Below are 25,536 nucleotides of genomic sequence, written 5' to 3'. Positions count from 1 at the left end.
AGGGAGCGATAGGCATCAACGGTGTAGCTTATAACCGAAGCCATTTAGCTGACGAAATGCATGATGAGAAAAAATAATGGCTGCCTGTCAGTGCATTATTTGTGACATGCCGCCCATGACAGGAAGCATGATGGAAAGCACAATCAGGGTGACAATGCCGCCCATGACCAGTATCAGTCCGGGTTCCAGCAAACTGAGCATGGTGGCGATTTTGGTCTGGACTTCACGTTCCTGCTGGACAGCGGCGCGCTCCAGCATATCGTCCAGCTTGCCGCTGCCTTCACCGCTGGCGATCAGATAAATCATCATCGGTGGGAAATGCCCGGAACGCTCCAGCGCCTTGTGGATGGGCATCCCTTCGCGCACCCGTTCGGCGGCGTCCAGCACCGATTCCCGCATGGGAATATTGATGACGACTTCGGCGGAAATTTTCATGGCATCCAACACCGGCACGCCGCTGCTGCTGAGGATGCTGAAGGTGCGGGCGAAGTTTTCGGTATTGACGCCGCGCACAATCCGTCCGATTACTGGCAGGCGCAGCAACAGGTGATGGAATCGGCGTTTCCAGAACGGGCGTTTCAGCAGCCAGACAATGCCCGCAATCAGCAGCAGGACGCTGATCAGCAGCAACAGGCCATAATGTTGCAGGAATTCACTGGCGGCGATCAGCATGCGGGTCAGCAGCGGGAGCTTGATGTCCAGCGTGGCGAAGGCTTCCACCACTTTCGGCACCACAAATCGCAGCAGGGCGGAGACTACGCCAATGGCGACCAGCAGCAGGACAGCAGGGTAAGCCAAGGCGGTGGTGACTTTTTGCTGGTTGTGCTGGCGGTTCTCGGTGTAATCGGCCAAGCGGTCGAGCACTTCGGGCAAATGCCCAGATTGTTCGCCTGCGCCCACTGTCGCCCGATATAGCACCGGAAAGGCACCGGGAAACAATCCCAGCGCCCCGGCTAGCGGATGCCCTTCCATCACCCGTGAGCGGATGGCGGAAAACATGCGGCGGGCGGAGTTGCGTTCAGTCTGGCGCACCACTGCGCCCAATGCCTCTTCCACCGGGGAGCCTGCGCGCACCAGGGTCGCCAACTGGCGGGTCATCAGCGCCAGGTCGGCAGGAGCAAGGCGTCCGCCACCCAGCAGGGAGCGGCTTTCAGATTTTTTCTGCTTTTGCGCGACTTCATTGACTTCCAACGGAACCAAGTCGCGGTTGCGCAATAGCTGGCGCACCTGCCGGGGCGTGTCGGCTTCCAAGATGCCGCGTTCTTCTTTTCCGGCGGCGTTAAGCGCCAAGTATTCATACGCGGGCACTAATGGGAATCCTCACGGGTGACGCGCAGGACTTCATCCAGTGAAGTGCGGCCTTCCAGCACCAGCCGGACGCCATCCTCGCGGATGCTGGGGCAGGACTGGCGGGCGTAGGCATCCAGTTGCATTTCACTGCGGCGGTCATGGATCATCTGGCGTAGGCCGTCGTCCAATTCCACCAGTTCGTAGATGCCGACGCGCCCAATGAAACCGCTGTGGTTGCAGGCGTGGCAGCCGACCGGGCGGTAGAGGATAGGGCGTTCCGTGGCAGTTTCAGCCAGCCGCAGGATTTTCATCTCGCCGTCATCGGCGGCAGCGGGTTGTTTGCATTCTGGGCAGAGCAGGCGCACCAGCCGTTGCGCCACCACCCCCAACAAGCTGGAAGCCAGCAGGTAAGGCTCCACGCCCATGTCCTGCAAGCGGGTGACTGCGCCAATGGCGGTGTTGGTGTGCAGGGTGGAAAACACCAGATGCCCGGTCAAGCTGGCTTGCACAGCGATTTCAGCAGTTTCCAGGTCGCGGATTTCGCCCACCATCACCACGTCCGGGTCTTGGCGCAGGATGGCGCGCAGGCCACGGGCGAACGTCATGTCCACCTTGCTGTTGACCTGGGTCTGGCCGATGCCGTCGATATAGTATTCGATCGGGTCTTCCACCGTCAGGATATTGCGGCGCTGGTCGTTCAGATGGGTCAGCGCGGCGTACAGCGTGGTGGTTTTCCCGGAGCCGGTCGGGCCGGTGACCAGCACGATGCCATGCGGTTTTTCGATCAGGGTTTGCAGGCGCGCATAAATGCGCGGCTCCATACCCAGATGGGAAAGGTTCAGGCGGCCTGCCTGCTTGTCCAGCAGACGTAGCACCACCCGTTCGGTATGGCCGGAAGGCAGGGTGGAAACACGCACATCCACGCCGCGCCCGGCAATGCGCAGGGAGATGCGGCCATCCTGCGGCAGGCGCTTTTCGGCAATGTCCAGCCGCGCCATGACCTTGATGCGTGAAATGATCACCGGGGCGAGTTTGCGCGGCGGTTCGATGATTTCGCGTAAAATGCCGTCCACCCGCATCCGCACCGACATGCGGGTTTCAAAGGTTTCGATATGGATGTCGGAAGCGCCTTCCTTGACCGCCTGGGTGAGCAAGGCGTTGATCAGGCGGATGATGGGGGCGTCGTCTTCCGACTCCAGCAAGTCTTCCGGCTCGGGCAGGGAGCCTGCGATGTCTTGCAGGTCGGCGTCGTCGCCAATGTCCTGCATCATGGAGGCTCCGACCTGGCTGCGGTCATAATGGGCGGCCAGCAGGCGGTCAAAGGTTTCATTGTCAACGGATTGGAAATGCAGCTCGCCATTAACCAGCCGTTGGACTTCCGTCAGTGCCAGCGGCGTGACGCCGTTACGGCACAAGGCCTGCGGGTGCGCCACGCCGGTCTGCAACAGGATGCCGTGGCGCTTGGCGAAGCTGTACGGCAGGCTCAACGCTTCGGCAGGTTCCGCAACCTGTGTATCCGGGGCGGTGGCTTCCCTGGCACTCATAATGCGCCGTTACAGAACGGGTCTGCCTTGTTGCAGCGGCTTTGCGACGCTTTCCGAACGGGTTGCGGTGGCGGTGGCGGCGGGTTGTGCAGGGCATCCGCCGTGCCATTGCTGACTTGGTTCATGTCCGGCGGCAATACAGACGCGCCTTCCGTCAGACGGTTGCGTTGCAGCACCTTGCTGCGCTCCTGCTGCTGCTGCATGGTGTGGTATTTCATGCGGGTGTAAGCGTCGGCGGATTGTCCATCCGGCAGGATGATGGGATGGATGAACACCATCAGGTTGTTCTTGGTCTTGTTGGTGGTGTTGTTGCGGAAGGCACCGCCCAGAATGGGGATGTCACCCAACAGCGGCACCTTGCTTTCGGAGTCGCGGTAGTTGTCTTCAATCAGGCCGCCCAGCACCAGAATCTGGCTGTCTTCCACCATGACATTGGTGGTGATGCTGCGCTTGTTGGTGATCAGGTCGGCGGCACCCACGCTGCTGGAGGCGAGGTTGGATGTTTCCTGCTCGATTTTCAGGTTGACGGTGTCACCCCGGTTGATTTGGGGAGTGATCTTGAACTTGAGGCCAACATCCTTGCGCTCAATGGTCGTGAACGGGTTGGTGGAGGAGTTGGCGGAACTGGTGGACTGGCCGGTGATGAAGGGGACTTCCTGGCCAACGGTGATTTCCGCTTCCTCATTATCCATGGTCACCAAAGTCGGCGTGGAGAGGATATTGGTGGCGGCGTCGCCTTTCAGGGCTTCCACAATAGCGCCAAAGCTGTTGTTGCCACCGCCCAGCAACAAGCCGTTCGGGATGGTGGGGATTGAGCTGGCTTGGATATTGCCGTACAGCCCCGCCAATGTGTTCAGCCCGCCAAAGTTGCTGTAACCGATGGCACCGCTGCCGCCATTATTGGCACCGTTGGAGAGCAGGGCCGCGCCAATCTGGTTGGAGAGATCCGTGGAAACTTCCGCTATGACCGCCTCCACCATGACTTGGGCACGACGACGGTCGAGCTGGTTGATGACGGCGATCATGTTTTTCTGCAAGGTGGGCGGGCCGCTGATGATAATGGAGTTGCTGCTCTTGTCGGCCAATACCTTAACCCCGCCGGAAGTGGCGCTGGCGGCTCCCTGTGTTGTGCCGTCAGGCGACCCGGCAGCGGCGACGTTCGCGCCCGTTGGGGCGGAGTAATCGTAATAGCGGCTTCCGGCATAGCGTTGCAGGTTCGGCGCCACACCGTTGAGGACATTGACCACGTCTTCCGCCTTGGCGTAGCGCAACTGGATGACCTTGGTGTCGCCTTCGACGGCACGCTGCACATCCAGCTTGGCGATGGCATTCTTCATCCGCTCGCGGGTTTGCTTGTCGCCGGAAATCAGGACGCTATTGGTGCGCTCATCTGCCGACGCCTTGCCGGTGGCCGGGATGGCACCGCCGCCCGCCGCCGCTGCGGCACCGCCGCCCATCAACCCTTGCAGGGTGGAGGCAACCTGGGATGCGACGGCGTATTCCAGCGGCACCAACTCGAAATCTTCATTATTGGGCTTGTCGACGTTCCTGATGACATCCAGCAGGCGCGCCACATTTTGCGCCTTGCCTTTGATGACCAGGGAATTGCTGGCCTGATTGGGCAGGATGCTGGTTTCGCCCTGGCCACTGAGCGGCATTAGTGTCTGGATGGCGGTAGTGACGGGAATGTAATCCAGATTGACAACTTGGGTAATGGTTTCATCGGCGTCGCTTTCCGCCGCGTCCGCCACCAGTGGCGCCACATTGGCGCGCGCTTTGCCAGCTGGTACAATCTTGATCAGGTTGCCGGATTGCACCGCTTCATAACCGTGAACCTGCAATACGGCGAGAAACGCTTCATACAACCCATCCTTGTCCAAGCCGCGTCCGGAAATGAAGGTCACCTTGCCGCGCACCTGCTGGTCAATAATGAAGTTCTTGCCAGTGGTTTTCGCCACGATGCCGATCAATTGGCGGATGTCCGTGTCTTGTAAATTGATGGGGGTGGCGTCATCAGCCTGTAGGCTGATAGTTGCTGTCAAAAGCCACAAGGAGCAGGTGATAGCCCCACTGGAAAGGAAGGATTTGAATCTATTGTGCGATTTCATTAAAAACCTGTTATCCGTTTACTGTCGGCTGGCGGCAGCAATCTCGCGCAAGGCCGGAACGTCCAGTCCTGCTTCATCAGCAATCCGCAAGGCGCGTTGCAACCGCGCCGGAGCACTGCGCCCCATGCATTGGTGTCCTGGATCGCCATCAAATGCGACCAGCATGGCTTGCAACAGTTCCTCATGTTCAAGCTTGTTGCCGGTCAGATGTTCTTGTAAGGTGTGGATGTCGCCTGCAATTGTGCGCACCAAGGGTTCATGTTCCGCCCATAGTTTACTGACGTTGCCCCCGACTTTCAGCCCCGCAATATTGCTTGCCAGGATATAATAGTTTTTGCGTACCAGCTCGAATAATAATCGCTCCCGATCATGCACCAGATAAGCGGGAATATCCAGCGCATTCAGACTGCCGGTCAATAGTTCCGCATGCTCACCGTACACGGGGGATGGGATCACCACTTTGACATCCTGCCCTGGCTTTTTTTCAAACCAGATAGAGGCGATGGTCGGGTCAACCAGACCATGACACTGCCAGTCTGCGGGCAACAGTTCATTCTGGATCAAGGCGATGCGGGGTTTCCATTCGTCAGGCAGCTTTTCCAGGGCCGGATGCAAATCGGCCTCCCCCACCGCGACTATGACGACAATGGGTTCAGGAACCTGGCTGCGTTCCGCCTGTATGTCCATGCTGCGGGTGATCGGATAAACCGGATGTCCTGTACGCAGGAAACCCCGCGCAAACACAGCCCCGATTTCGCCAATACCAATAATGACGACCGGATCTTTCACCGTTAAGTCCTTCATGATTAATGTCGGGTATGAGCGCACTGAAGTCTAGCCAACCTTGCCACGGCTCTCAAGTCAAATGGCGGATTGCATGGAAGCTGTTGGAAATGGCGGCTATAATGCGGCGGTTTTTAGCTTTTCGGGAAGGTTTCCAGCATGAATCTGATTTCACCGTTCAAAGGATTGCGCCCTGCGCCGGGGCGGGCCGCCGAAGTGATTGCGCCGCCGTATGATGTGTTGAACTCCGCCGAAGCGCGTGAGCGGGCGCGTGGCAAGCCCTGGAGTTTCCTGCACATTTCCAAGCCGGAAATTGACCTGCCGACAGACACTGACCCCTATAGCGAAATTGTCTACGCCAAGGCAGCGGAAAATCTGGCCCGCACCATTGAGGCTGGGTTGCTGGTGCGTGATGCCACACCTTGTTATTACGCTTACCGCCTGATCATGGGCGAGCATAGCCAGACCGGGTTGGTGGCGGGCGCTTCCGTGGCGGATTACGACACCAACCGCATCCGCAAGCATGAGTTCACCCGCCCAGTGAAGGAAGACGACCGGGTGCGGCAGATTGATGCAGCCAATGCGCAGACTGGCCCGGTGCTGCTGGCGTATCCGGATGCGCCGGTAGTGGATCAGGTTCTGGCGAAGGCTGCGCAGGGCGAGGCGGCGCTGGATGTGACGGCTGATGATGGCATCCGCCACACCCTATGGGTGATTGATGACGAAGCCAGCATTGCGCAATTGACGGCGACGTTCAATACCATGCATGCGCTGTACATCGCTGACGGGCACCACCGTTCCGCCGCCGCTTCGCGGGTGGCCAAAATGCGCAACAACCAGCAAGGTTCCGATTATTTCCTGTCGGTGATTTTCCCGGCGCATGAGATGAAAATCCTCGACTACAACCGCGTCATCCGGGATTTGCACGGTCTGGAGCATGCCCAGTTTCTGGCGGATGTCGAACAGCATTTCGAATTGGAGCCTTCCGCAACGCCGGTCAAACCCGAACGGGCTGGCGTGTTCGGCATGTACATGGACGGCCAATGGTTCAGGCTGACGCTGCGTGCGGAACTGATGCCGAATGATGACCCAGTGGCACGGCTGGATGTCAGCCGCTTGGCGCGTTACCTGATCGAACCCATCCTGGGCATTACTGACCCACGCCGTGACGACCGCATTGATTTCGTGGGCGGGATTCGCGGGCTGCCGGAACTGGAAAAGCGTGTCAACAGCGGTGAAATGGCGGTGGCTTTTGCATTGTTTCCCACCAGTATGACGGATCTGATGGCGGTGGCCGACAACAATGATGTGATGCCGCCCAAATCCACCTGGTTCGAGCCGAAGCTGGCGGATGGCGTGGTGTCCTACCTGCTGGACTGATGCATGCCGGGGGCGGTGGAAACTTCGCCGTCCCCTGCCTTGTAAACATCAGCACCCACTTATATACTCCCCGCATTATTCATGCGGTTTTCCGTGATGCGGAGCCACGAGGGGGCGGAGAATATAAGATGAAAGCCATACCACAGTCCTTGAAACCTACCCTGATCAGCAGCAAAAAGCCGCGCACGATTTCCGTGGGGCTGGATGTGTTCGGCAACGCCATCCCTGAAGTCAGGCCAGCCCTGGTGGAAGGCTCTGGCGGGGCGTTGCGGATCGTCAGGCGGCAGGATGTCATCGTCAGGCCATCGCGCAAGCGCAAGATGGCATCCGCCGGACAAACCTCTGCATCCAAAGCCTTGGTTCCTGTTTCCCCCGCCCTGTTGGGCCGCCTGCTGCCTTGGTGGCTGCAACAAAAGCAGGCGAAAGCCACCGATAACACAGAACCGGCCGTTACGGCGCAACCCTCACTGGGGCATCCGCATCCGGAAGGCGTTGGCGAACGCCTGGAATACGCTTTCCAACACCTGCATCAGGCGTTCAACGAGCGCGAACAGCAGTTGGAAGACAAAATGCGCGAGCTGCGGGAGGAGCACCAGAACCTGCTGGCGGCCAAACCCAAACTGCAAGCATGGGTGTTGCCGACTGTGCTGCTGGGCTCCTCCGCAATGGCTTACATGATGTATGTGATGACCAGCATGCAAGGCTCCATGACCGCCATGTCAGGCAATATCAACACCATGAACGGCCATATCGGCACGATGGCGGCTGACACCCAGTCCATGTCACAAAATACGCAATCCATGTCGCAGAACATGCAGACGATGAACCAGTCCATGTACTACATGAACCATAATGTCGCCTACATGAGCGGCAATGTCGCACAAATGAACCAGAAAGTGGGCACATTGGCGCAAGCCGCCGCGCCGATGGGTGAGGCGGCTTCCACTGTCAGCCCGTTTATGAAAATGTTCAAATCCTTCATGCCGTTTTAGGGTGATGTGGTTTCTGTTTTGTGTTGCCCATCTGCCACCTCGGCAGGGTAGTGCAATCCCTTAGCGAGGTTTCCGGGAGCATTGGCTCCAGGACAATTGAGGACACCAGCCCCTTTCCCGTATGATGTTGCCCTTCGCCTCAATAAAGAACTCCGCACATGGACACCCCAATCCGCATGACCGAATACAGCCACGGTTCCGGCTGTGGCTGCAAGATTTCCCCTGCTGTCCTGGATGTCATCCTGCATAGCCAACTGCCACCCGATGTCTGCGATGCCCTGCTGGTCGGCAACAGCTCCCGCGATGATGCCTCCGTGTATGACCTTGGCAATGGCACCGCCGTCATCAGCACCACCGATTTCTTCATGCCGATCGTCGACGACCCCTTCACCTTCGGGCGCATCGCCGCCACCAATGCCATCAGCGATGTTTACGCCATGGGCGGCAAGCCGATCATGGCCATTGCGATTTTCGGCTGGCCGCTGGACAAACTGCCGCCGGAAGTTGGGCGCGAAGTGGTGGAAGGCGGGCGCAAAGCTTGCCAGGACGCAGGCATCCCGTTGGCAGGCGGCCATAGCATCGACGCGCCTGAGCCAATTTTCGGCCTAGCGGTCACCGGCATCGTCGAAACCCGCCACCTCAAACAAAACAGCACCGCCAAAGCTGGCAATAAACTGTACCTGACCAAGCCCTTGGGGATCGGCATCCTCACCACTGCGCAAAAGCGCAAGGTATTGTTGCCGGAACACGCCAACCTCGCCATCGACACCATGTGCCGCCTGAACAACATTGGCGCACAATTCGGCGCAATGGGGCAAGTCACAGCGCTGACTGACGTGACCGGCTTCGGGCTTGGCGGACATTTGCGCGAACTGTGTGAAGGCAGCGGCTTGCAGGCGGCAATCCAATTCGATCAAGTGCCGCTATTGCCGCATATCCCACATTATCTGGAAATGGATTGCGCTCCCGGCGGAACCAAACGCAATTTTGACAGCTATGGCTATGCGTTGGGCGCAATGACGGAACGCCAGCAGCAAATCATCTGCGACCCGCAAACCAGCGGCGGGCTGCTGGCGGCGGTTGACCCCGCTGGTGAAGCGGCCTTCCTGCAGGTTTGCCGCGACGCGGGACTGGATTTGCAACCCATTGGCCACCTGCGCGAACCGGTTGCAGGCGCTGCCTTGATCACGGTGGAATAGCCATGCCCCTGTCTTCGGCAGGAAAAAACCTGCCCGTGGTGGCAGATTTACAGACGCTGTTCCTACAGGATACGCCGATGCTTGACGTGCGGGCGCCAATTGAATTCAGGGAAGGCGCTTTTCCAAGCAGCGCCAACCTGCCCCTGATGGACGACGCAGACCGCGACGCCATTGGCAAGCGTTACAAACAACTCGGGCAGGACGCCGCCATTGAGCTTGGCTTGCAACGGGTCAGTGGCGGCATCAAGGCATCCAGGGTCAACGCGTGGGAAGCATTTGCCCGCCAACATCCGGCAGGCGTGCTGTACTGCTTTCGGGGCGGGCTGCGTTCCCGCATTTCCCAACAATGGTTATACGAACAAACCGGCATCGCCTACCCGCGCGTACAAGGCGGGTACAAAGCCATGCGCCGCTTCCTGCTGGAACAACTGGAAACCGTGCCGCCACAACTCCAGCCTGTCATCCTGAGCGGACGCACCGGCTCGGGCAAAACCCGTTTCCTCCGCTCATTCCATCAACAAATTGACTTGGAAGCCCTGGCCAACCATCGCGGCTCCGCATTTGGCGCACAACCCACTCCACAGCCTACCCAGATCAATTTCGAAAACGCCCTGGCGATACAGCTGATGCGCAAATGCCATCGGGGACAGCGTGCGTTGCTGTTTGAAGACGAAAGCCGCCGGATTGGTTCATTGCACAATCCTGACACACTTTTCAACATATTGAGTGATGCGCCGGTGGCGCTAATGCAGATTGCCGATGAAGAACGGGTGGAAATCAGCCATCAGGAATACGTGGCGGATGGTTTAGCCGCCTTCACCAAGGTTCATGGCGGTGATAGCGAGGCGGGTTTCATTGCATTCAGCGGCTACCTGTTGGGCAGCCTGGACAAAATCCAGCGGCGGCTGGGCGGTATGCGCCATCAGCAAGCGCGCAAAATGATGCAAACAGCACTGCGTCAGCAGGCGATGACCGGCTCATTGACGGGACATTATGATTGGGTGCGCTTCCTGCTGCTGGATTATTATGACCCCATGTACGATTACCAAATCAGCGGGAAACAAGGCAGGCTGGCGTTTTCAGGTTCACCAGCCGAAGTGCGTGAATACCTGCGGAATCAGGGAATCACGTAATGACGTCCGCCGCTTCGCGCCCGGTAAACTCTTCAATCTTTGCGATCTGCTGGGCGATGGCAACCAGATCCGCTAGGGCTTCCTGCACATCCTGGTCGTGCTTGCCCGGATCAGGTTCGTATTTTTCCAGGTAAACCCGCAGCGTTGCGCCCTGAGTGCCAGTTCCTGACAGGCGGAAAATAATCCGGGAGCCATCGGTAAACAGGATGCGGATGCCCTGATTCTGGCTGGTTGAGCCATCCACCGGGTCGTGGTAGGTAAAACTGTCCGCCGTACCGACCGCCAGCTTGCCAAACTGCGCGCCCGCCAGTGAGGGCAATTGCGCCTGCAAAGCAGCCACCAGCGCATTGGCGTCTTTCAATTCAATCTCTTCATAATCGTGGCGGGAATAATAATTGCGGCCATATTCCGTCCAATGGCTGCGCACAATGTTTTCCACCGAATCCTGTTTTTCCGCCAACAGGTTCAGCCAGAACAACACGGCCCACAACCCGTCCTTTTCCCGTACATGATCAGAGCCAGTGCCAAAGCTTTCCTCTCCGCACAGGGTGATTTTGCCCGCATCCAACAGGTTGCCAAAGAATTTCCAACCGGTAGGCGTTTCGTAGCAAGATAGGCCAAGTTTGGCGGCCACCCGGTCAGGGGCCTGGCTGGTTGGCATGGAACGGGCCACCCCGGCGATGCCGTTGCGGTACCCCGGAATCAGGGTAGCATTCGCCGCCAGAACAGCAAGGCTGTCGCTGGGGGTCACAAAGAAACGCTTGCCCAAGATCATGTTGCGGTCGCCATCGCCGTCAGACGCCGCACCAAAATCAATATCCGAATTGCGGGCGTATAACAGCCCCATCAATTCCTTGGCGTGCGCCTGATTGGGATCGGGATGTCCGCCGCCAAAATCGGCCAACGGTTCGCCGTGAATGACTGTGCCAGCCGGTGCCCCTAAACGTTCTTCCAGAATCCGGAGCGCATAAGGGCCGGTCACCGCATGCATGGCATCGAAACGCATCCTGAACTTGCCGGATTGCAACAAGGCGGCAATCTTGCCGAAATCGAAGATGCTTTCCATCAGCGCCAAATAGTCACTGACAGAATCAATCACCTCCACTTTCATACCGGCAAGCTCATAGCTGCCCAGCTTGTCAACCGGCACAGGCTGGAGCGAAGCAATCCGGTATTCATGAATTTGTTTGGATGCCGCAAAAATGGCCTCTGTCATGCTTTCCGGGGCTGGCCCTCCATTCGGCCCATTAAACTTGACGCCGAAATCGCCATCCGGCCCACCAGCATTGTGGCTGGCTGACAGAATAATGCCGCCTGCCGCCTGATATTGGCGAATCAGATTGGAAGCCGCCGGGGTTGACAGGATTCCGCCCTGCCCCAGAATAATGCGCCCAAAACCTGCCGCAGCTGCCATCCGCAGGATGATCTGGATGGCTTCACGGTTGAAATAACGCCCATCCCCACCCAAAACCAAACTCTTGCCCTGCACATCTTCCATAGTGTTGAAGATGGCTTGTACAAAAGTTTGCAGATAATCCGGCTTCTTGAACTGCTTGACGCTTTTACGCAGGCCGGATGTGCCTGGTTTCTGATCATCGAAGGGTGATGTCTTGATTATCTGGATTGTCATGAGAGTACGCTTACCAGTTGGTTTTTGTTAGGATCAGGGCTTGCCTGCACAGCGTCGCAGCCGTACAAAATTTCTGACCCAATTATGGATTTATGTTAGTCAAAGAACAACCTGCAAACATCTCCCCCCAACCAAAATCTTTCGCCGCCTTGATGGAGATGTATGAAATCAATTACATGCAACTGCGCCTGCTGTGCGGCGATATCCGTACATTGCCTAAAGAAACGGTTTCCCAAATTGCTGGCGGCATTCCAATCCTATTGAGCATTGAGGAAAACACCCGCCATACCACAACCTTGATGCTGACCTACCTATTTCACGAATGCAGCAGCTGTAGGGAAAACCGCCCGGATATGCAGATCCGCATTTATCATGACTCACGGCAAGCCGAGGTCATCAGCCATCGTTGCCGCCTATCAGAAGAACATGTCCAGTATTGGGGCAAAGATCTGGACACTATGTTGCTCTGCCGGTGGCGAATGAACCGTTTCTTATACAAATGGACAAATTATCTACGGCGACAGGGACACCGCTTCGATTGATATAGACATGCTGTACAAGTAATGGATAATAATTACTTGGCAATATGTGCAATTTCTTATGCAATCAAACATAACAAACCATACTTTGTATAACTTTAACTTCAAACATCCTTGACTATAAAACTGGGTTTACTTAATATGTCGAGTAATTCAGTCAAGAATTAGAATGCAGTTACAACTGCAAAGGAGTATACGTTATGAAATTGTCGACAAAAGGTCGGTATGCTGTCACCGCGATGATGGATCTTGCCATTCATGATCATCAAGGGCCGGTGACATTGGCTGATATATCCCAATGCCAGGGCATCTCCCTGTCCTACCTCGAGCAGTTATTCGCCAAATTACGCAAAGAGGGTTTGGTTGAAGGCGTGCGTGGACCAGGCGGCGGTTATCGTTTGGGACGCCCCGCCAGCCAAATCAGCATTGCGGAAATCATCAATGCGGTGGATGAAAACATTGATGTCACCCGCTGCTTGGGCAATAAGGACTGCCATGGCGGAGAGAAATGCCTAACGCATCAGTTGTGGGAAGATTTGAGCCAAAGGTTGTATGAGTTTCTAGATAATTTGACGCTGGCGAATTTTATCAACCGGCCAGAAATCCGTGAGGTATCCCGGCGGCAAGACACCATTGCCAGCCGCATAGCGACCATGTTCCCACCCCGCCCGGTGATTGGCTCAACAGCAAACCTTTAGGGTCAAGCTTAATGGCGGGCAGATGATGGCAGGGAAATCCTCCCATGCTTGTTGCATATAGAGCGTACATGAATCAAGCGGGCATGTGTTCTTCTGTTGCAGTGCGGACATTGAATTGATGCAATTCCAGCAACGGGTGTATTTGCAGCATGGTCAACTTGCCCAAACTGCGGTCTTCCAACAAGGATGCCCCTGTATCAATGTAATAAAAATTTGCCGTTTGCAAAGGTTTGCTGACTGGGGTATGGCCAAACACAACCAAATCGATACCTTCGACCGGAACCGTTCTTCCCATCATTTTAAAATGCTTATACCGGTTGCGTGACCAAAGCGCATATTCCTCCATATCCGGATCAGACTCCAGGGAGCGAATAAACTGATGCCATGGAATACCTGTTGGGATATCTGCGTGGACAATACCGATATGGCCGCATGCAGTTGAAACCTCAAACGCCAAAGGCAATTGTTCCAACACTTTTTGGATGCGAGGACGCATATTGTCGGGAACATTCCGCCACCACGCCCCACCATTATAGCGAGTCCAGTTTTCCATAACTGCGGGGCTATACTCAGAGTCCAACAACATACGTTCGTGGTTGCCCATGATGGAATGGAACCAGTCATAATTGAGAAACTCTATGACCCGATGGGATTCCGCCCCCCGATCGACAAGATCACCGACAGAAAATATCCGATCACAATCACGGTCAAAATTAACCCGTTGCAACAGCTGTTCGAAAGCCGAGAATGAACCGTGAATGTCACCTACGACAAAATCCCGTCCGCGCGAATTTTTACCAAAGAATTTGAAAGGCGTGTAACTCATGGTCATATCCCAGGAACAACCTAATTCAAAATTAGCCAGCCAACACGGGTTTAGTTATAATTTTTTGCGACACCCACTTTACCAGCATCCCTATCTGGAAAAAAGCTTAACCCATATAAGCGCAATAAGAAATAACTCTATTCTATATTTTTTCTGAATCCGCAACTTTTCTTGCTGAAAAAAACAGAAGCATCCAACCAATGATGAAACTCACCCCACCTATTGGTGTAACCGCTACAATACCCTTATACCCTGTCAAAACATAGGCATATAGGCTACCTGAAAACAGGATAATCCCCAGGATAAAAGCATAGCCAGAATATAAATAAATTTTATTATTATACTTATAATAAGCCAAACCAATCACTAGCAAAGCTAGTGAATGATAGAATTGATACTCGACACCCGTATGAAATCGTTGCAACATTTTAGCGTCTACCCAGTTTTCCAGCCCATGCGCGCCAAATGCCCCCAGTATGACTGCAAGCATTCCCGACAGGCTGCCAATCATCAGAAAGTTGTTATATTGCACAAGTAATTGACCTCATGGATACACACCTAAAACGCCAATTATACCGCATCATTCTCAAGCTAATGGCGTGGCTCGGAATTTTTCTATTGCTGGGTGTATTCCTGCGCAGTTGCTTTGCCTAGATAAACGTCATAGCGGACAGTTTTCCCACCAATAACAAAAGCAGGCTTACAGCCCGCCAATTCCGGCGCATGTCTAGGACGCTTCACTACGACCCGATATCTGGCACAGTTACAGGCAAGTTCAAGCAAACTGCCGCTATCCTCGTCTGCGCCTACAATGGCGTGGAAAAAACGCATTTCCTTTTGCACCAATGCTGACTTGTTCCGTTCCGGAAACATCGGGTCGCAGTAGACTACGTCGGCCCCAGGATCATGCTTAAACTGTTTCAGCCATGTGCGCGCATCCGCCAGATGCAAGGTCATGCGCCTGACAATATCCACCACTTCGCTGTCAGCACTGGCCAAAGCACGCCTGAGTGCATCATCCACCAAAGCATGAACGATTGGCGAACGCTCCAGCATGGTGACGGTACAACCCAATGCAGCCAGCACAAAAGACTCGCGTCCCAGCCCGGCGGTCGCATCCACCACATGCGCGTGTTTGAATTTATGCAGGCCAATGGCCTTGGCGATATCTTGGCCTTTGCCGCCGCCAAATTGACGGCGGTGACGAGCCTTTCCCTCCAGAAAATCGACGTAAACGGAACCAACTTTGGGGTCTTGCGTATCGCGGAGCTCCAAGCGTTCTGGCGTCCGCACCAGTTGGTAGCGCTCAGGCATCAATAGTGGGGGGGCGGGGTTTCTTCTGCACGGCTGGCGACAGCGGAAGGTTCGAGGGCTTTAAGCTTGTCGTTCAGGCGCTCGATTTCCAACAGGGCGCGGCGAATGTCCTGCTGTTGCAGGTACAGTTGCCGACTGAGGATTTCGATGGTTTGCTCCTGTTGCATGAACAGGAGCTCCAGTTTTTCCAGGCGTTCTTCCATCAGGGCGATTGATCAGCGGCCCTTGACGGCGGCAATACGCATGCGCAGGGCGTTCAGCTTGATGAAACCTTCCGCATCCTTCTGGTTGTAGGCACCGCCGTCATCGTCAAACGTGGCGATGCGCGCATCAAACAGGCTGTCATCAGACTTGCGGCCCGCCACGGTTGCAGAGCCTTTGTACAACTTCATGCGCACTGTGCCATTGACGAACGCCTGGGAGGCGTCAATCATCTGCTGCATCATCTTGCGCTCTGGACTCCACCAGTAACCGTTGTAAACCAGCTCGGCGTACTTCGGCATCAGGCTATCTTTCAAATGCGCCACTTCACGGTCGAGCGTCAGGGATTCGATCGCGCGATGGGCTGGCAGCAGGATCGTGCCGCCGGGAGTTTCGTAACAGCCACGGGATTTCATGCCGACATAGCGGTTTTCGACCAGATCAAGGCGGCCTACCCCATTCGCCCCAGCCAGCTTGTTCAGCGTTTCCAGAATGGCGGCGGGAGACATTGCCTGCCCATCCAACGCCACTGGATCGCCACCCTGGAAGGTGATTTCGACATAAGTGGGCTTGTCAGGAGCACTTTCCGGGGAAACGCTCCAGCGCCACATGTCTTCTTCGGCTTCGAACCAGGGGTCTTCCAGCGGGCCACCTTCGTAGGAAATGTGCAGCAGGTTGGCGTCCATCGAGTACGGGGATTTCTTGCCCGCCTTTTTGAAATCAACCGGGATATTGTGCTGCTCGGCATAGGCCATCAGCGCTTCCCGGGAATTCATGTCCCATTCGCGCCATGGGGCAATGATCTTGATGCCGGGTTTAAGTGCGTATGCGCCCAGTTCGAAACGCACCTGGTCGTTGCCCTTGCCGGTAGCGCCGTGGGAAATGGCGTCAGCACCGGTTTCATTGGCGATTTCAATCAGGCGTTTGGCGATCAGCGGGCGGGCAATGGACGTGCCCAGCAGATATTCACCTTCGTAAATGGTGTTGGCGCGGAACATGGGGAACACATAGTCGCGCACGAATTCTTCACGCAGGTCTTCGATGAAGATTTCTTCCGGCTTGATGCCCATGGCGATGGCTTTGGCGCGCGCTGGCTCGACTTCTTCACCCTGGCCGATGTCGGCGGTGAAGGTGACGATTTCACAACCGTAATTCTCTTGCAGCCATCTGACGATAATGGAAGTGTCCAGCCCGCCGGAATAGGCCAGCACGACTTTCTTGACTGACTGTGCCATGTCTGTGTTCCCGTTTGGTGATCAAAACGGGGGATTATATGCCTGTCCTCACCTCAAATAAATGCGGAAAAGCGCCAGGGCAACGCCTCGGCGCATTTTCCAGGTGCGGTTATTGCCCTGTGACGGCAGAACCGTTGATTTTTGCCGACTGCAATTCGCTGGTGCTGTCGCCTGCAACGGATTTGACCTCCAAACCGGAACCCATCGCCACCCAATGTGTGCTGGCCTCTGTCGCAGTTGTGCCGACTGCCGTTGTCTTAAGGGATTCCTCATAACGGCAGGCTTTAAATGTGCCCGCTGGCACTGTGACGGTTTCGATGCCAACAAAACGCTTGGTGCGCTCATGGTCTGATGTTTGTGAATAGGGATACCCCATCACGGAAGCATCCGTTTTGATTTTATAGCTTTGGGTGGCCGACTGGTTGGAACCCAGTTCAAAACGGTCTTCCATTGGGGGTGTCAGGGTCAGCGTCGTGGTTCCCGCCGCCACCGCCGGTTCAGTCACATTGATCACTGAGCCATGGTAATACTCGATCATATTGGCGTTATCGATGGTGAAGTAATTGTCCTGGGTTGATTTGGAAGGCGCCGAGCCGGTTGCAGTCACTTCGGAATAAATGTCCATGACGGACTGGCCATTGAAAGTGGCAGTCCCCTTGACCGTATTCTTCGATGTTGAGGTCAGCTGACCGGATGAGGAAACGGTTTTTTCCACCATTTCAACGACTGTGCCGGTTGCATAAAGATCAACGTTGAAGCAGTCGGCGGAATCACCACCGCTGGCCGTGCTGCCCGAACCTGAACCGGAACTTCCCCCCGTGGATGAACCGGAATTGCCCGGATCACTGCCACTGACAGAACCCGAGCCGCCTGATGTGCCCGTAGAACCGCTGCTGGTGGAACCTGATCCGGTCGAAGTGTTGCTTCCTGCATCACCCCCATCACCACCTGTCCCAATCGTGGAGCCACTGGAAGAGCCTGAACTGTCGCCAGAAGAAGTGGCAGAAGCCGTACTCTCAGTACCGGAACCAGAACCGCCGCCATTACAACCGGCAAGAGCCAAACTGAGCGCCAACACACTGGCCAGGGTAAGCATTTTATTATCCATAGACATTCCTCGCATTGTCCCAGATTTATCGGATTGAAGATTTTTTTATGACAATGCACATCTTTGCACCAACCATCAATTCAGTCAATTTATATGGTAATGGGCAAAAATTAATAGGCACACTTTCAGGCCAAGGACACCCCCCCTCAGCCATCGCCTGAACAATGTCAATTCTTCAACCGATTCGCTACACTCTTCCATACAATCATTTACATGACGCCACAAGTCATGCGCATCCACATCCGCTAGAGACACAAAGGAGCCACCATGGAACGCCGATCATTCCTCAAGAAAACTGCATTCAGCGCCGCCGCCCTGGCCGCCACACCCGCCGCCCTGCTGGCCGCCGAAGAAGCCAAATCCGCTGACCTGCCCGCCGTTAGCTGGCGCCTGACTTCCAGCTTCCCCAAATCGCTTGACACCATTTATGGCGCGTCCGACATACTGGCGAATTCCCTCGCTGCCATCACCGGCGGCAAGTTCACCGTCAAAATCTTTGCCGCCGGTGAAATCGTTCCCGGCTTGCAAGTTTTGGACGCCGTGCAAAACGGCACGGTGGAGGCGGGCCATTCCGCCTCCTACTACTATTTCGGCAAGAACGCCGCCCTGGCGTTTGATTGCGCCGTCCCCTTCGGCCTGACCGCCCGCCAGCAGACCGCCTGGTTCATGCACGGCAACGGCAAACAGCTGCTGCGGGAACTGTTCGCCGAATATAACGTGGTCAATTTCATGGGCGGCAACACCGGCACCCAGATGGGCGGCTGGTTCAACAAGGAAATCAACAGTGTCAAGGATCTGGAAGGGCTGAAATTCCGGGTCAGCGGCTTTGCCGGTATGGTTCTCAGCAAACTGGGGGTTGTGCCGCAGCAGTTGCCGGGCGGCGACATCTACCCTGCGCTGGAAAAAGGCACGATAGACGCTGCCGAGTGGGTCGGCCCGTATGACGATGAGAAGCTCGGTTTCGCCAAGATCGTCAAGAACTACTACACACCCGGCTGGTGGGAAGGCGGCCCGCAACTGTCGTTTTACGTCAACAAAGACCAGTGGGAAAAATTGCCTGAACCCTACAAAGCCGCCTGGGAGGCGTCCTGCCAACTGGCGCACAACGACATGCTGGCCAAGTATGACGCCAACAACCCGCAGGCACTGGCCAACTTGGTCAACAGCGGCGTAAAACTGCGCTCGTTCAGCGATGAAGTCATGGAAGCCTGCTTCAAGGCCACGCTGGAAGTCTTTGAGGAACAATCCAAGAGCAACCCATCCTTCAAAAAGATTTTCGACGACTGGAAAGTGTTCCGTAACAACGAAGCGCAGTGGTTCAACGTGGCGGAACAATCCTTCGCCAAGTTTGCCTTCAACAAAAAACTGTAAAACAACCATTGTCAGCCGGGCGCAAGCCCGGCCTGCGCATAGGAAAACACTCATGCTACTTGCCATTTCACACGCGGTTGACACTGCCAACGCTTGGCTGGGGCGTATCGCCAATGTACTGATCCTGCTGGCCTGCGTGGTCAGCGCCGGGAATGCATTGCTGCGTTACGGTTTTGACCTCAGCAACAACTGGCCGCTGGAATTGCAGTGGTACCTGTTTGGGGCCGCCGTGATGCTGGGGGCATCCCACACGCTGCACCAAAATGGCCATGTGCGGGTAGACTTGATCTATGGGCATGTCTCTGAGCGCGCCCGGCTATGGATCGACATTTTCGGCCTGGTGTTCTTCCTGTTGCCTGCCTGCGCCCTGTTTGCCTGGCTGTCATGGGAAACCCTGTTCCTGCCATCATGGGCAATCCTGGAACATTCCAGCAATCCGGGCGGCCTGCCCCGTTACCCGATCAAGTTCATCCTGCCCTTTGGCTTTTTCATGCTGATGTTGCAAGGCCTGTCGGAACTGCTCAAACGCTTCGCCGCCCTGCATGGCGACTTGCAGCTTGACACCCATTACGAGAGGCCGGAGCAATGATCCCACTGGAATTCATGCCGCCGTTGATGTTCGCGGGGCTGGTGCTGTTCCTGCTTGTCGGCTTCCCTGTGGCGTTTTCACTGATGGCGGTCGGGCTATTTTTCGGCTTCATTTCGATTGAAATGGGCTTTTTTACCGAAGCATTCCTGCAAGCCATCCCCCAACGCATCTTTGGCAACGTGCTCGCCAACGAATTGCTGCTGGCGATACCGTTCTTCACGTTCATGGGCGCGGTGCTGGAACGCAGCCGACTGGCCGAAGACATGCTCGACTCGATGGGGCAATTGTTCGGGCGGGTGCGCGGCGGGCTGGGCTATTCGGTGATCCTGGTCAGTTTCGTGCTGGGGGCAATCACCGGCACGGTGGCGGCGCAGGTGATTGCGATGGCGATGATCGCGATGCCGGTGATGATCCGTTACGGCTACAATATGCGCTACACCACTGGCGTGCTGGCGGCTTCAGGCACCATTGCGCAAATCGTGCCACCCTCGCTGGTGCTGATCATCCTCGCTGACCAACTGAAAACCCCGACCGCCAGCGCCGACGTGGGCAATATGTATCTGGGCGCATGGATTCCGGCGGCGATGCAGATCAGCCTGTTCATGCTGTACACTTTTTTCATCACCCGCCTCAAACCCGACTGGTTGCCGGGCATCCCCGAAGACCAGATCACCCTGAAAGGCGTGGCGCTGTGGAAAAAGGCCCTGCGCGGCATTATCCCCACCGCCGTGCTGATTTTCCTGGTGCTGGGAACCATCATGCTCGGCATCGCCACCCCGACTGAATCCGGCGCAATGGGTGCCATGGGTGCCATGCTGCTGTCCTTCCTGCGCAAAAAACAGTTGGGCGGCACGGCGGAATGGTGGAAACTGATCCAGCAAGCTTACAAAAATACCGCACGCATCACCTCGATGGTGGTGTTCATCCTGATCGGCGCCACCACCTTTTCGGTCGTCTTTCAGGGTGTGGACGGCGGGCGCTGGGTGGAGCACCTGTTCTCCGACCTGCCGGGCGGGTGGATGAGCTTTTTGCTGATCGTCAACCTGTTCATTTTCTTCCTGGCGTTTTTCATCGACTTTTTTGAAATCGTGTTCATCCTGGTGCCGCTGCTGGCTCCGGTGGCGCAGAAAATCCTGACACCCGTCTTGCTGGCAAGCATGAACGGCAATGAACAGGCTGCGGCGACCGGCGCGCTGATCTGGTTTGGGATTACCTTGAGCGTCAATATCCAAACCTCGTTCATGCACCCGCCATTCGGCTTTGCCTTGTTTTATTTGCGCGGGGTGGCACCGAAGGAAGTGAAAAGCAGCGACATTTACTGGGGTTCCATCCCTTGGGTTGTCCTGCAAATGATCATGACCGTGATAGTGATGTTCTCGCCGGGGCTGGTGACCGTTTTTCTGGACAAAGGCCATGCAGCCATACCACAGGGACAGGAAATCCAGTTCACGATTGAGAATGATGCGCCCAAGACGGGTTCCGGCGGCAATGAAATCCCGTTCCAACTGGATGGGCAGGCCCCTGCTGCGCCGCAAGAACCTGCCAAACCGCAAAACAATGAAATCCAGTTTCAGCTGGACAAATGATTACTCACCAAGCAATGCAACCGGGGAAACGATGATGCCGTCTTCATCCGAATACAGGTAATGCCCTGGGGTGAACGTCACATCGTAAAAGTGCACCACTTCATTGCGCAGGCCAACACCCCGCTTGACGCTCTTGAGCGGGAACGTGCCCAGCGCCTTCACGCCGATGTCCATCTGGCCAATGTCCACGGAATCGCGGATCAGGCCGTAGATGACGATGCCGCTCCAGCCGTTTTTCACCGCCTTTTCCGCCAGCATGTCGCCCAGCAGCGCGCAACGGGTGGAACCGCCACCATCCACCACCAGCACTTTGCCCTTGCCATCTTCGGCAACCAGTTCACGCACCAGTGAGTTGTCTTCATAAATTTTCAGGGTGACGATTTCACCGGAAAACTTGTTGCGGCCACCGTAATTGCTGAAGCCCGGCTGCACGATTTGCAGCGCCTTGTCTTCATTCTCATCCAACAGGTCGGCTGTTTTAAAATCCGTCATGAAAAACTCCTTTCAATGGCTGAAAAAAGAAAAGCCCGACGGGTAATCGCCGGGCTTTTCCAGATTACTCATTCAAACCCAAAGGCTTGAACCGTCAATCTTAGTGGAACTGCTCTTCTTCGGTGGAACCGGTCAGCGCAGTCACGGAAGAAGCACCACCCTGGATAACCGTAGTAACGTCGTCGAAGTAGCCAGCACCAACTTCCTGCTGGTGAGAGACGAAGGTGTAACCTTGCTCACGGGCAGCGAATTCTGGTTCCTGAACCATGTTGACGTAGTGCTTCATGCCTTCGCCGCGTGCGTAGGCGTGCGCGAACTGGAAGGTGTTGTACCAGTTGACGTGGATGCCCGCCAAGGTGATGAACTGGTATTTGTAGCCCAGTGCGGACAGCTCTTCCTGGAAGGAAGCGATCTGGCTGTCAGACAGGTTCTTTTTCCAGTTGAAGGAAGGCGAGCAGTTGTAAGACAGGATTTGGCCAGGGCATGCAGCCTGGACAGCTTGTGCGAATTCACGCGCAAAGCCGATGTCAGGCGTGCCGGTTTCACACCAGACCAGATCAGCGTAGGGTGCGTAAGCGATACCACGGCTGATGGCCTGTTCCAGACCGTTCTTGACGCGGTAGAAACCTTCGGCAGTACGTTCGCCAGTCAGGAATGGCTTGTCGTTGGCGTCATGGTCGGAAGTCAGCAGGTTGGCCGCTTCAGCGTCAGTACGCGCCAGCACGATGGTCGGGACGCCCATAACGTCAGCAGCGAAACGCGCAGCGATCAGTTTCTCAACCGCTTCATTGGTTGGAACCAACACTTTGCCGCCCATGTGGCCGCACTTCTTGACTGCTGCCAGCTGGTCTTCGAAGTGGACGCCAGCTGCACCGGCAGTGATCATGTTTTTCATCAGTTCGAACGCGTTCAGAACGCCACCGAAACCGGCTTCTGCGTCAGCTACGACAGGCAGGAAGTAATCAATGAACGCTTCATCGCCAGGGTTGACGCCTTTGGACCACTGGATTTCGTCAGCGCGCTGGAAGGTGTTGTTGATGCGGCGAACCATGGTCGGTACGGAGTTGTACGCATACAGGGACTGGTCAGGGTACATGGTCTCGGAGGTGTTGCCGTCAGCAGCAACCTGCCAGCCGGACAGGTAAACCGCTTCCAGACCCGCTTTGGCCTGCTGCATCGCCTGACCGGCAGTGATGGCGCCGAAAGCATTTACATAACCTTTCTTGGCACCACCGTTGATTTTTTCCCACAGCTTTTCTGCGCCACGCTTGGCCAGCGTGTATTCAGGCTGGAGAGAACCACGCAGACGGACAACGTCAGCCGCTTTGTAGCCACGTTTTACGTTGGCCCAACGCGGGTTTTCTGCCCAATCTTTTTCCAGAGCTGCAATTTGCGCTTCACGAGTCATAGTCATGTAAAGTCTCCTCAGAGTCATAGGTGAACGAAACCGGTAAAAATTCAGGCATTACGCCTGCTGGCTGCACGAATGCAACCACGATCCTCCTCGTGTCCGCTATTTGCGAATCTCTCTTTGGGGTATGAAATGCCGGACAATCCTCATGGGAAAGCCGGTCTTGCATGGTATTAAATGGTAAATGTGTCGACAATAAAATAAATTCAATGGTGACCATTGTCCAAGCCAATGTTCAAACCACTGCCGCCTCCGGTGCCTGCATAGTCTCGCCCGTATCTATCAGCCCCAATGTCGACAAAGTGTCCTGACGTATTTGCTTAAGCAGCTCGGCGTCATTTGTCAGCGACCGGCCATATGAGGGGATCATTTCCTTAAGTTTCGCCTTCCACTCTGCTGAAGCCATCTTCTCGGGAAAGCATTTTTCCAACACTTGCAACATCGCTGTGACGGTTACAGAGGCACCCGGCGAGGCACCCAGCAATGCCGCCAGCGAACCGTCAGCCGCACTGATGACCTCGGTGCCAAACTCCAGCTTGCCGCCTTTCTGCGGATCTTTCTTGATGATTTGCACCCGTTGGCCAGCAGTCGCCAATGTCCAGTCTTCATCCTTGGCGTTAGGAAAATATTCACGCAAGGCGTTCATGCGGTCAGCATGGCTTTGCATAACTTCAGTGATCAAATAACGGATCAAGTCAAAACTGCTCATGCCCACTTTGAGCATGGGCCAAAGATTGGCTGGCCGGATGGAGGCAAACAAATCCATGAACGAACCGCGTTTGAGGAATTTGGTGGTGAAACCGGCAAACGGCCCGAACAACAACGCCTTTTCACCATCAATGATACGTGTATCCAGATGCGGGACAGACATCGGCGGCGCACCAATAGAGGCTTTGCCATAGACCTTGGCCAGATGCTGGCTCACGATCTCCGGTTTTTTGCACACCAGCCATTGCCCACTGACCGGAAAACCGCCATATCCGACGCTCTCAGCAATACCCGACGCTTGCAATAGCTGCAATGCTGCACCACCTGCACCCAGGAATACAAAATCAGCGATGATATGCTTGCTGGCAAACGAACCGGACTCGCGCACGCTTACCCGCCATTTGCCATCAGACTGTTTTTCCAACCCATGAATGGAGTGCTTCAGCAGCAAATCAAAATTATCGGAGTTTTGCAGGTAACCCACCATGCTGCGGCTCAGTGAACCGAAGTTCACATCCGTGCCATGTTTGACGCGGGTGCCCGCCACGGGTTGGGCTGGATCGCGCCCATCCATGACCAATGGCATCCATTCACGCAGCACAGCAGGATCCTCGCTGTATTCCATACCGGCAAACATATGGTGCTCGCCAATTGCGGCAAACCGCTTGCGTAGGAAGCTGACATTCTTTTCACCCCAGACAAAGCTCAGGTGCGGGGTTGCATTAATAAAGGAGGTGGGTTCCGGCAATGCCTGCTGATGTATCAGATATGACCAAAATTGCAAGGTGCGTTCAAAGGACTCATTGATGGCAAAAGCCTTGCTGGCATCAATGCCGCCGTCCGCTGTTTCCGGCGTGTAGTTAAGTTCGCAGTAAGCGGCATGGCCGGTGCCGGCGTTGTTCCAGCCACTGGTGCTTTCCTCAGCGACATCATCCAGTTTTTCCACCATGGTAATTGTCAACAATGGATCCAACTGCCTCAACAACACTCCCAGGGTGGAACTCATTATCCCGCCCCCCGCCAGCAATACGTTTACATTCTTCACAGCCATACGGACATTCAGCACTCAAGGATTGGTAAAGTCAGGATGATAGAACGGGATGTACCCTAGTTTCCACCTATTGATGCAGGATTCTTGTAACATTGTCGACAATATTGCAAAAACACCTCTGCTTAAGAAGGCAGAATGCGGCATTGCAATAATCTGGTCAAGTCAAAACCTTTGTATAAGCAAACGTTTGCATTCCCCTGCGTGCGACCCAATCAATCATAGATATTATTTATTGACAAATAATCACTGGACTACAACATATAAGGCCAAGAAATATACAATAAAAAACTTTTCGTCAAAAAAATAATGAAGTGTGCTCGCTATCACATTCTGCGGGCCCTTTTTTAA

The 25,536-nt window shown here is 55.4% G+C and carries 23 protein-coding genes; 9 read left to right on the top strand and 14 right to left on the bottom strand.

All coding sequences use genetic code 11. From position 1 onward, the window contains the following. Positions 1-87 precede the first annotated feature (87 nt). From gspF to VSS37_RS12545, 4 genes are read right to left on the bottom strand one after another with little or no spacing between them, the layout of a single operon-like run. Positions 88-1,308, bottom strand: a complete 1,221-nt coding sequence (gene gspF, locus VSS37_RS12560) for a type II secretion system inner membrane protein GspF (protein ID WP_324695718.1) — start codon at positions 1,306-1,308, stop codon at positions 88-90. Next, positions 1,308-2,834 carry a type II secretion system ATPase GspE gene (gspE, locus tag VSS37_RS12555; protein ID WP_324695716.1) on the bottom strand — a complete coding sequence of 509 codons (1,527 nt, stop codon included), beginning with the start codon at positions 2,832-2,834 and terminating at the stop codon, positions 1,308-1,310. The genes gspF and gspE overlap by 1 nt, the downstream gene beginning before the upstream one ends. Further along, complete coding sequence (gene gspD / locus VSS37_RS12550; protein ID WP_324695715.1) at positions 2,831-4,942, bottom strand: type II secretion system secretin GspD; 2,112 nt, start codon at positions 4,940-4,942, stop codon at positions 2,831-2,833. Before gspD ends, gspE begins: the two co-directional genes overlap by 4 nt. 18 nt (positions 4,943-4,960) lie before the next feature. After that, positions 4,961-5,746: a hypothetical protein gene (locus VSS37_RS12545; RefSeq protein WP_324695713.1), complete on the bottom strand. Its 786-nt coding sequence runs from the start codon at positions 5,744-5,746 to the stop codon at positions 4,961-4,963. Between the two features lie 138 nt (positions 5,747-5,884). Here VSS37_RS12545 and VSS37_RS12540 point away from each other — a divergent pair, with 138 nt between their 5' ends. The 4 genes from VSS37_RS12540 (at position 5,885) to mnmH (ending at position 10,429) form a co-directional block, all read left to right on the top strand. Beyond that, positions 5,885-7,105 (top strand): DUF1015 domain-containing protein, encoded by a 1,221-nt coding sequence (locus VSS37_RS12540; RefSeq protein WP_324695711.1) that lies wholly within the window; start codon positions 5,885-5,887, stop codon positions 7,103-7,105. A gap of 128 nt (positions 7,106-7,233) precedes the next feature. Continuing rightward, a complete protein-coding gene (locus VSS37_RS12535) occupies positions 7,234-8,097 on the top strand; it encodes a hypothetical protein (RefSeq protein WP_324695709.1) in 864 nt (287 codons plus the stop codon). Positions 8,098-8,255: 158 nt separating this feature from the next. Continuing rightward, a complete protein-coding gene (selD, locus tag VSS37_RS12530) occupies positions 8,256-9,296 on the top strand; it encodes a selenide, water dikinase SelD (RefSeq protein ID WP_324695708.1) in 1,041 nt (346 codons plus the stop codon). A 2-nt stretch (positions 9,297-9,298) separates the two neighbouring features. Then, a complete protein-coding gene (gene mnmH / locus VSS37_RS12525; RefSeq protein ID WP_324695706.1) occupies positions 9,299-10,429 on the top strand; it encodes a tRNA 2-selenouridine(34) synthase MnmH in 1,131 nt (376 codons plus the stop codon). On the opposite strand, the gene VSS37_RS12520 is transcribed toward mnmH, so the two are convergent. Next, complete coding sequence (locus tag VSS37_RS12520) at positions 10,422-12,059, bottom strand: alpha-D-glucose phosphate-specific phosphoglucomutase (protein ID WP_324695704.1); 1,638 nt, start codon at positions 12,057-12,059, stop codon at positions 10,422-10,424. The genes mnmH and VSS37_RS12520 overlap by 8 nt on opposite strands. Positions 12,060-12,235: 176 nt before the next feature. Here VSS37_RS12520 and VSS37_RS12515 point away from each other — a divergent pair, with 176 nt between their 5' ends. Further along, positions 12,236-12,601, top strand: coding sequence for a DUF1249 domain-containing protein (locus tag VSS37_RS12515; RefSeq protein WP_324695702.1), 366 nt, complete (start codon positions 12,236-12,238; stop codon positions 12,599-12,601). A 197-nt stretch (positions 12,602-12,798) separates the two neighbouring features. Beyond that, positions 12,799-13,296 carry a Fe-S cluster assembly transcriptional regulator IscR gene (gene iscR / locus VSS37_RS12510; RefSeq protein ID WP_324695700.1) on the top strand — a complete coding sequence of 166 codons (498 nt, stop codon included), beginning with the start codon at positions 12,799-12,801 and terminating at the stop codon, positions 13,294-13,296. 73 nt (positions 13,297-13,369) lie between these two features. On the opposite strand, the gene VSS37_RS12505 is transcribed toward iscR, so the two are convergent. From VSS37_RS12505 to VSS37_RS12480, 6 genes are all read right to left on the bottom strand, one after another. Then, positions 13,370-14,122, bottom strand: coding sequence for a metallophosphoesterase (locus tag VSS37_RS12505; RefSeq protein ID WP_324695699.1), 753 nt, complete (start codon positions 14,120-14,122; stop codon positions 13,370-13,372). A gap of 142 nt (positions 14,123-14,264) precedes the next feature. Beyond that, positions 14,265-14,654, bottom strand: a complete 390-nt coding sequence (locus VSS37_RS12500; protein ID WP_324695697.1) for a DUF423 domain-containing protein — start codon at positions 14,652-14,654, stop codon at positions 14,265-14,267. 83 nt (positions 14,655-14,737) lie between these two features. After that, complete coding sequence (locus VSS37_RS12495) at positions 14,738-15,436, bottom strand: class I SAM-dependent methyltransferase (protein ID WP_324695695.1); 699 nt, start codon at positions 15,434-15,436, stop codon at positions 14,738-14,740. Continuing rightward, complete coding sequence (locus VSS37_RS12490; RefSeq protein ID WP_324695693.1) at positions 15,436-15,639, bottom strand: SlyX family protein; 204 nt, start codon at positions 15,637-15,639, stop codon at positions 15,436-15,438. Before VSS37_RS12490 ends, VSS37_RS12495 begins: the two co-directional genes overlap by 1 nt. A 12-nt stretch (positions 15,640-15,651) precedes the next feature. After that, positions 15,652-16,872: an argininosuccinate synthase gene (locus tag VSS37_RS12485; RefSeq protein ID WP_324695691.1), complete on the bottom strand. Its 1,221-nt coding sequence runs from the start codon at positions 16,870-16,872 to the stop codon at positions 15,652-15,654. Positions 16,873-16,981: 109 nt separating this feature from the next. Further along, positions 16,982-17,980 (bottom strand): TapB family protein, encoded by a 999-nt coding sequence (locus tag VSS37_RS12480; protein WP_324695690.1) that lies wholly within the window; start codon positions 17,978-17,980, stop codon positions 16,982-16,984. Between the two features lie 267 nt (positions 17,981-18,247). Between VSS37_RS12480 and VSS37_RS12475 the strand changes: the two genes are divergently transcribed. Genes VSS37_RS12475 through VSS37_RS12465 form a run of 3 tightly spaced genes read left to right on the top strand, consistent with a single transcriptional unit; the run spans position 18,248 to position 21,526 of the window. Beyond that, positions 18,248-19,351: a TRAP transporter substrate-binding protein gene (locus tag VSS37_RS12475; protein ID WP_324695689.1), complete on the top strand. Its 1,104-nt coding sequence runs from the start codon at positions 18,248-18,250 to the stop codon at positions 19,349-19,351. Positions 19,352-19,403: 52 nt separating this feature from the next. Beyond that, positions 19,404-19,940 (top strand): TRAP transporter small permease subunit, encoded by a 537-nt coding sequence (locus tag VSS37_RS12470; protein ID WP_324695687.1) that lies wholly within the window; start codon positions 19,404-19,406, stop codon positions 19,938-19,940. Then, positions 19,937-21,526, top strand: coding sequence for a TRAP transporter large permease (locus VSS37_RS12465; RefSeq protein ID WP_324695686.1), 1,590 nt, complete (start codon positions 19,937-19,939; stop codon positions 21,524-21,526). Before VSS37_RS12470 ends, VSS37_RS12465 begins: the two co-directional genes overlap by 4 nt. On the opposite strand, the gene rraA is transcribed toward VSS37_RS12465, so the two are convergent. The 3 genes from rraA to mqo all read right to left on the bottom strand — a co-directional run bounded on the left by rraA (position 21,527) and on the right by mqo (position 25,143). After that, positions 21,527-22,018, bottom strand: coding sequence for a ribonuclease E activity regulator RraA (gene rraA / locus VSS37_RS12460; protein ID WP_324695684.1), 492 nt, complete (start codon positions 22,016-22,018; stop codon positions 21,527-21,529). Between the two features lie 100 nt (positions 22,019-22,118). Next, complete coding sequence (gene aceA / locus VSS37_RS12455) at positions 22,119-23,426, bottom strand: isocitrate lyase (protein WP_445971486.1); 1,308 nt, start codon at positions 23,424-23,426, stop codon at positions 22,119-22,121. Positions 23,427-23,664: 238 nt separating this feature from the next. Then, on the bottom strand, positions 23,665-25,143 hold the full coding sequence (mqo, locus tag VSS37_RS12450) for a malate dehydrogenase (quinone) (RefSeq protein ID WP_375339144.1): 1,479 nt from the start codon (positions 25,141-25,143) through the stop codon (positions 23,665-23,667). Positions 25,144-25,536 lie beyond the last annotated feature (393 nt).

The organism is Candidatus Thiothrix phosphatis, assembly GCF_035668035.1.
Classification (GTDB): domain Bacteria; phylum Pseudomonadota; class Gammaproteobacteria; order Thiotrichales; family Thiotrichaceae; genus Thiothrix; species Thiothrix phosphatis.
The sequence above is the reverse complement of the archived record's forward strand: the minus strand, read 5'-3'. Positions and strand labels throughout refer to the sequence as shown.

Excerpts from the sequence above, each read along its gene's own strand:
- gspE (WP_324695716.1), bottom strand. The coding sequence starts at position 2,834 with ATGAGTGCCAGGGAAGCCACCGCCCCGGATACACAGGTTGCGGAACCT.
- gspD (WP_324695715.1), bottom strand. The coding sequence starts at position 4,942 with ATGAAATCGCACAATAGATTCAAATCCTTCCTTTCCAGTGGGGCTATC.
- VSS37_RS12545 (WP_324695713.1), bottom strand. The coding sequence starts at position 5,746 with ATGAAGGACTTAACGGTGAAAGATCCGGTCGTCATTATTGGTATTGGC.
- VSS37_RS12540 (WP_324695711.1), top strand. The coding sequence starts at position 5,885 with ATGAATCTGATTTCACCGTTCAAAGGATTGCGCCCTGCGCCGGGGCGG.
- VSS37_RS12535 (WP_324695709.1), top strand. The coding sequence starts at position 7,234 with ATGAAAGCCATACCACAGTCCTTGAAACCTACCCTGATCAGCAGCAAA.
- selD (WP_324695708.1), top strand. The coding sequence starts at position 8,256 with ATGGACACCCCAATCCGCATGACCGAATACAGCCACGGTTCCGGCTGT.
- mnmH (WP_324695706.1), top strand. The coding sequence starts at position 9,299 with ATGCCCCTGTCTTCGGCAGGAAAAAACCTGCCCGTGGTGGCAGATTTA.
- VSS37_RS12520 (WP_324695704.1), bottom strand. The coding sequence starts at position 12,059 with ATGACAATCCAGATAATCAAGACATCACCCTTCGATGATCAGAAACCA.
- VSS37_RS12515 (WP_324695702.1), top strand. The coding sequence starts at position 12,236 with ATGCAACTGCGCCTGCTGTGCGGCGATATCCGTACATTGCCTAAAGAA.
- iscR (WP_324695700.1), top strand. The coding sequence starts at position 12,799 with ATGAAATTGTCGACAAAAGGTCGGTATGCTGTCACCGCGATGATGGAT.
- VSS37_RS12505 (WP_324695699.1), bottom strand. The coding sequence starts at position 14,122 with ATGAGTTACACGCCTTTCAAATTCTTTGGTAAAAATTCGCGCGGACGG.
- VSS37_RS12495 (WP_324695695.1), bottom strand. The coding sequence starts at position 15,436 with ATGCCTGAGCGCTACCAACTGGTGCGGACGCCAGAACGCTTGGAGCTC.
- VSS37_RS12490 (WP_324695693.1), bottom strand. The coding sequence starts at position 15,639 with ATGGAAGAACGCCTGGAAAAACTGGAGCTCCTGTTCATGCAACAGGAG.
- VSS37_RS12485 (WP_324695691.1), bottom strand. The coding sequence starts at position 16,872 with ATGGCACAGTCAGTCAAGAAAGTCGTGCTGGCCTATTCCGGCGGGCTG.
- VSS37_RS12480 (WP_324695690.1), bottom strand. The coding sequence starts at position 17,980 with ATGGATAATAAAATGCTTACCCTGGCCAGTGTGTTGGCGCTCAGTTTG.
- VSS37_RS12475 (WP_324695689.1), top strand. The coding sequence starts at position 18,248 with ATGGAACGCCGATCATTCCTCAAGAAAACTGCATTCAGCGCCGCCGCC.
- VSS37_RS12470 (WP_324695687.1), top strand. The coding sequence starts at position 19,404 with ATGCTACTTGCCATTTCACACGCGGTTGACACTGCCAACGCTTGGCTG.
- VSS37_RS12465 (WP_324695686.1), top strand. The coding sequence starts at position 19,937 with ATGATCCCACTGGAATTCATGCCGCCGTTGATGTTCGCGGGGCTGGTG.
- rraA (WP_324695684.1), bottom strand. The coding sequence starts at position 22,018 with ATGACGGATTTTAAAACAGCCGACCTGTTGGATGAGAATGAAGACAAG.
- aceA (WP_445971486.1), bottom strand. The coding sequence starts at position 23,426 with ATGACTCGTGAAGCGCAAATTGCAGCTCTGGAAAAAGATTGGGCAGAA.
- mqo (WP_375339144.1), bottom strand. The coding sequence starts at position 25,143 with ATGAGTTCCACCCTGGGAGTGTTGTTGAGGCAGTTGGATCCATTGTTG.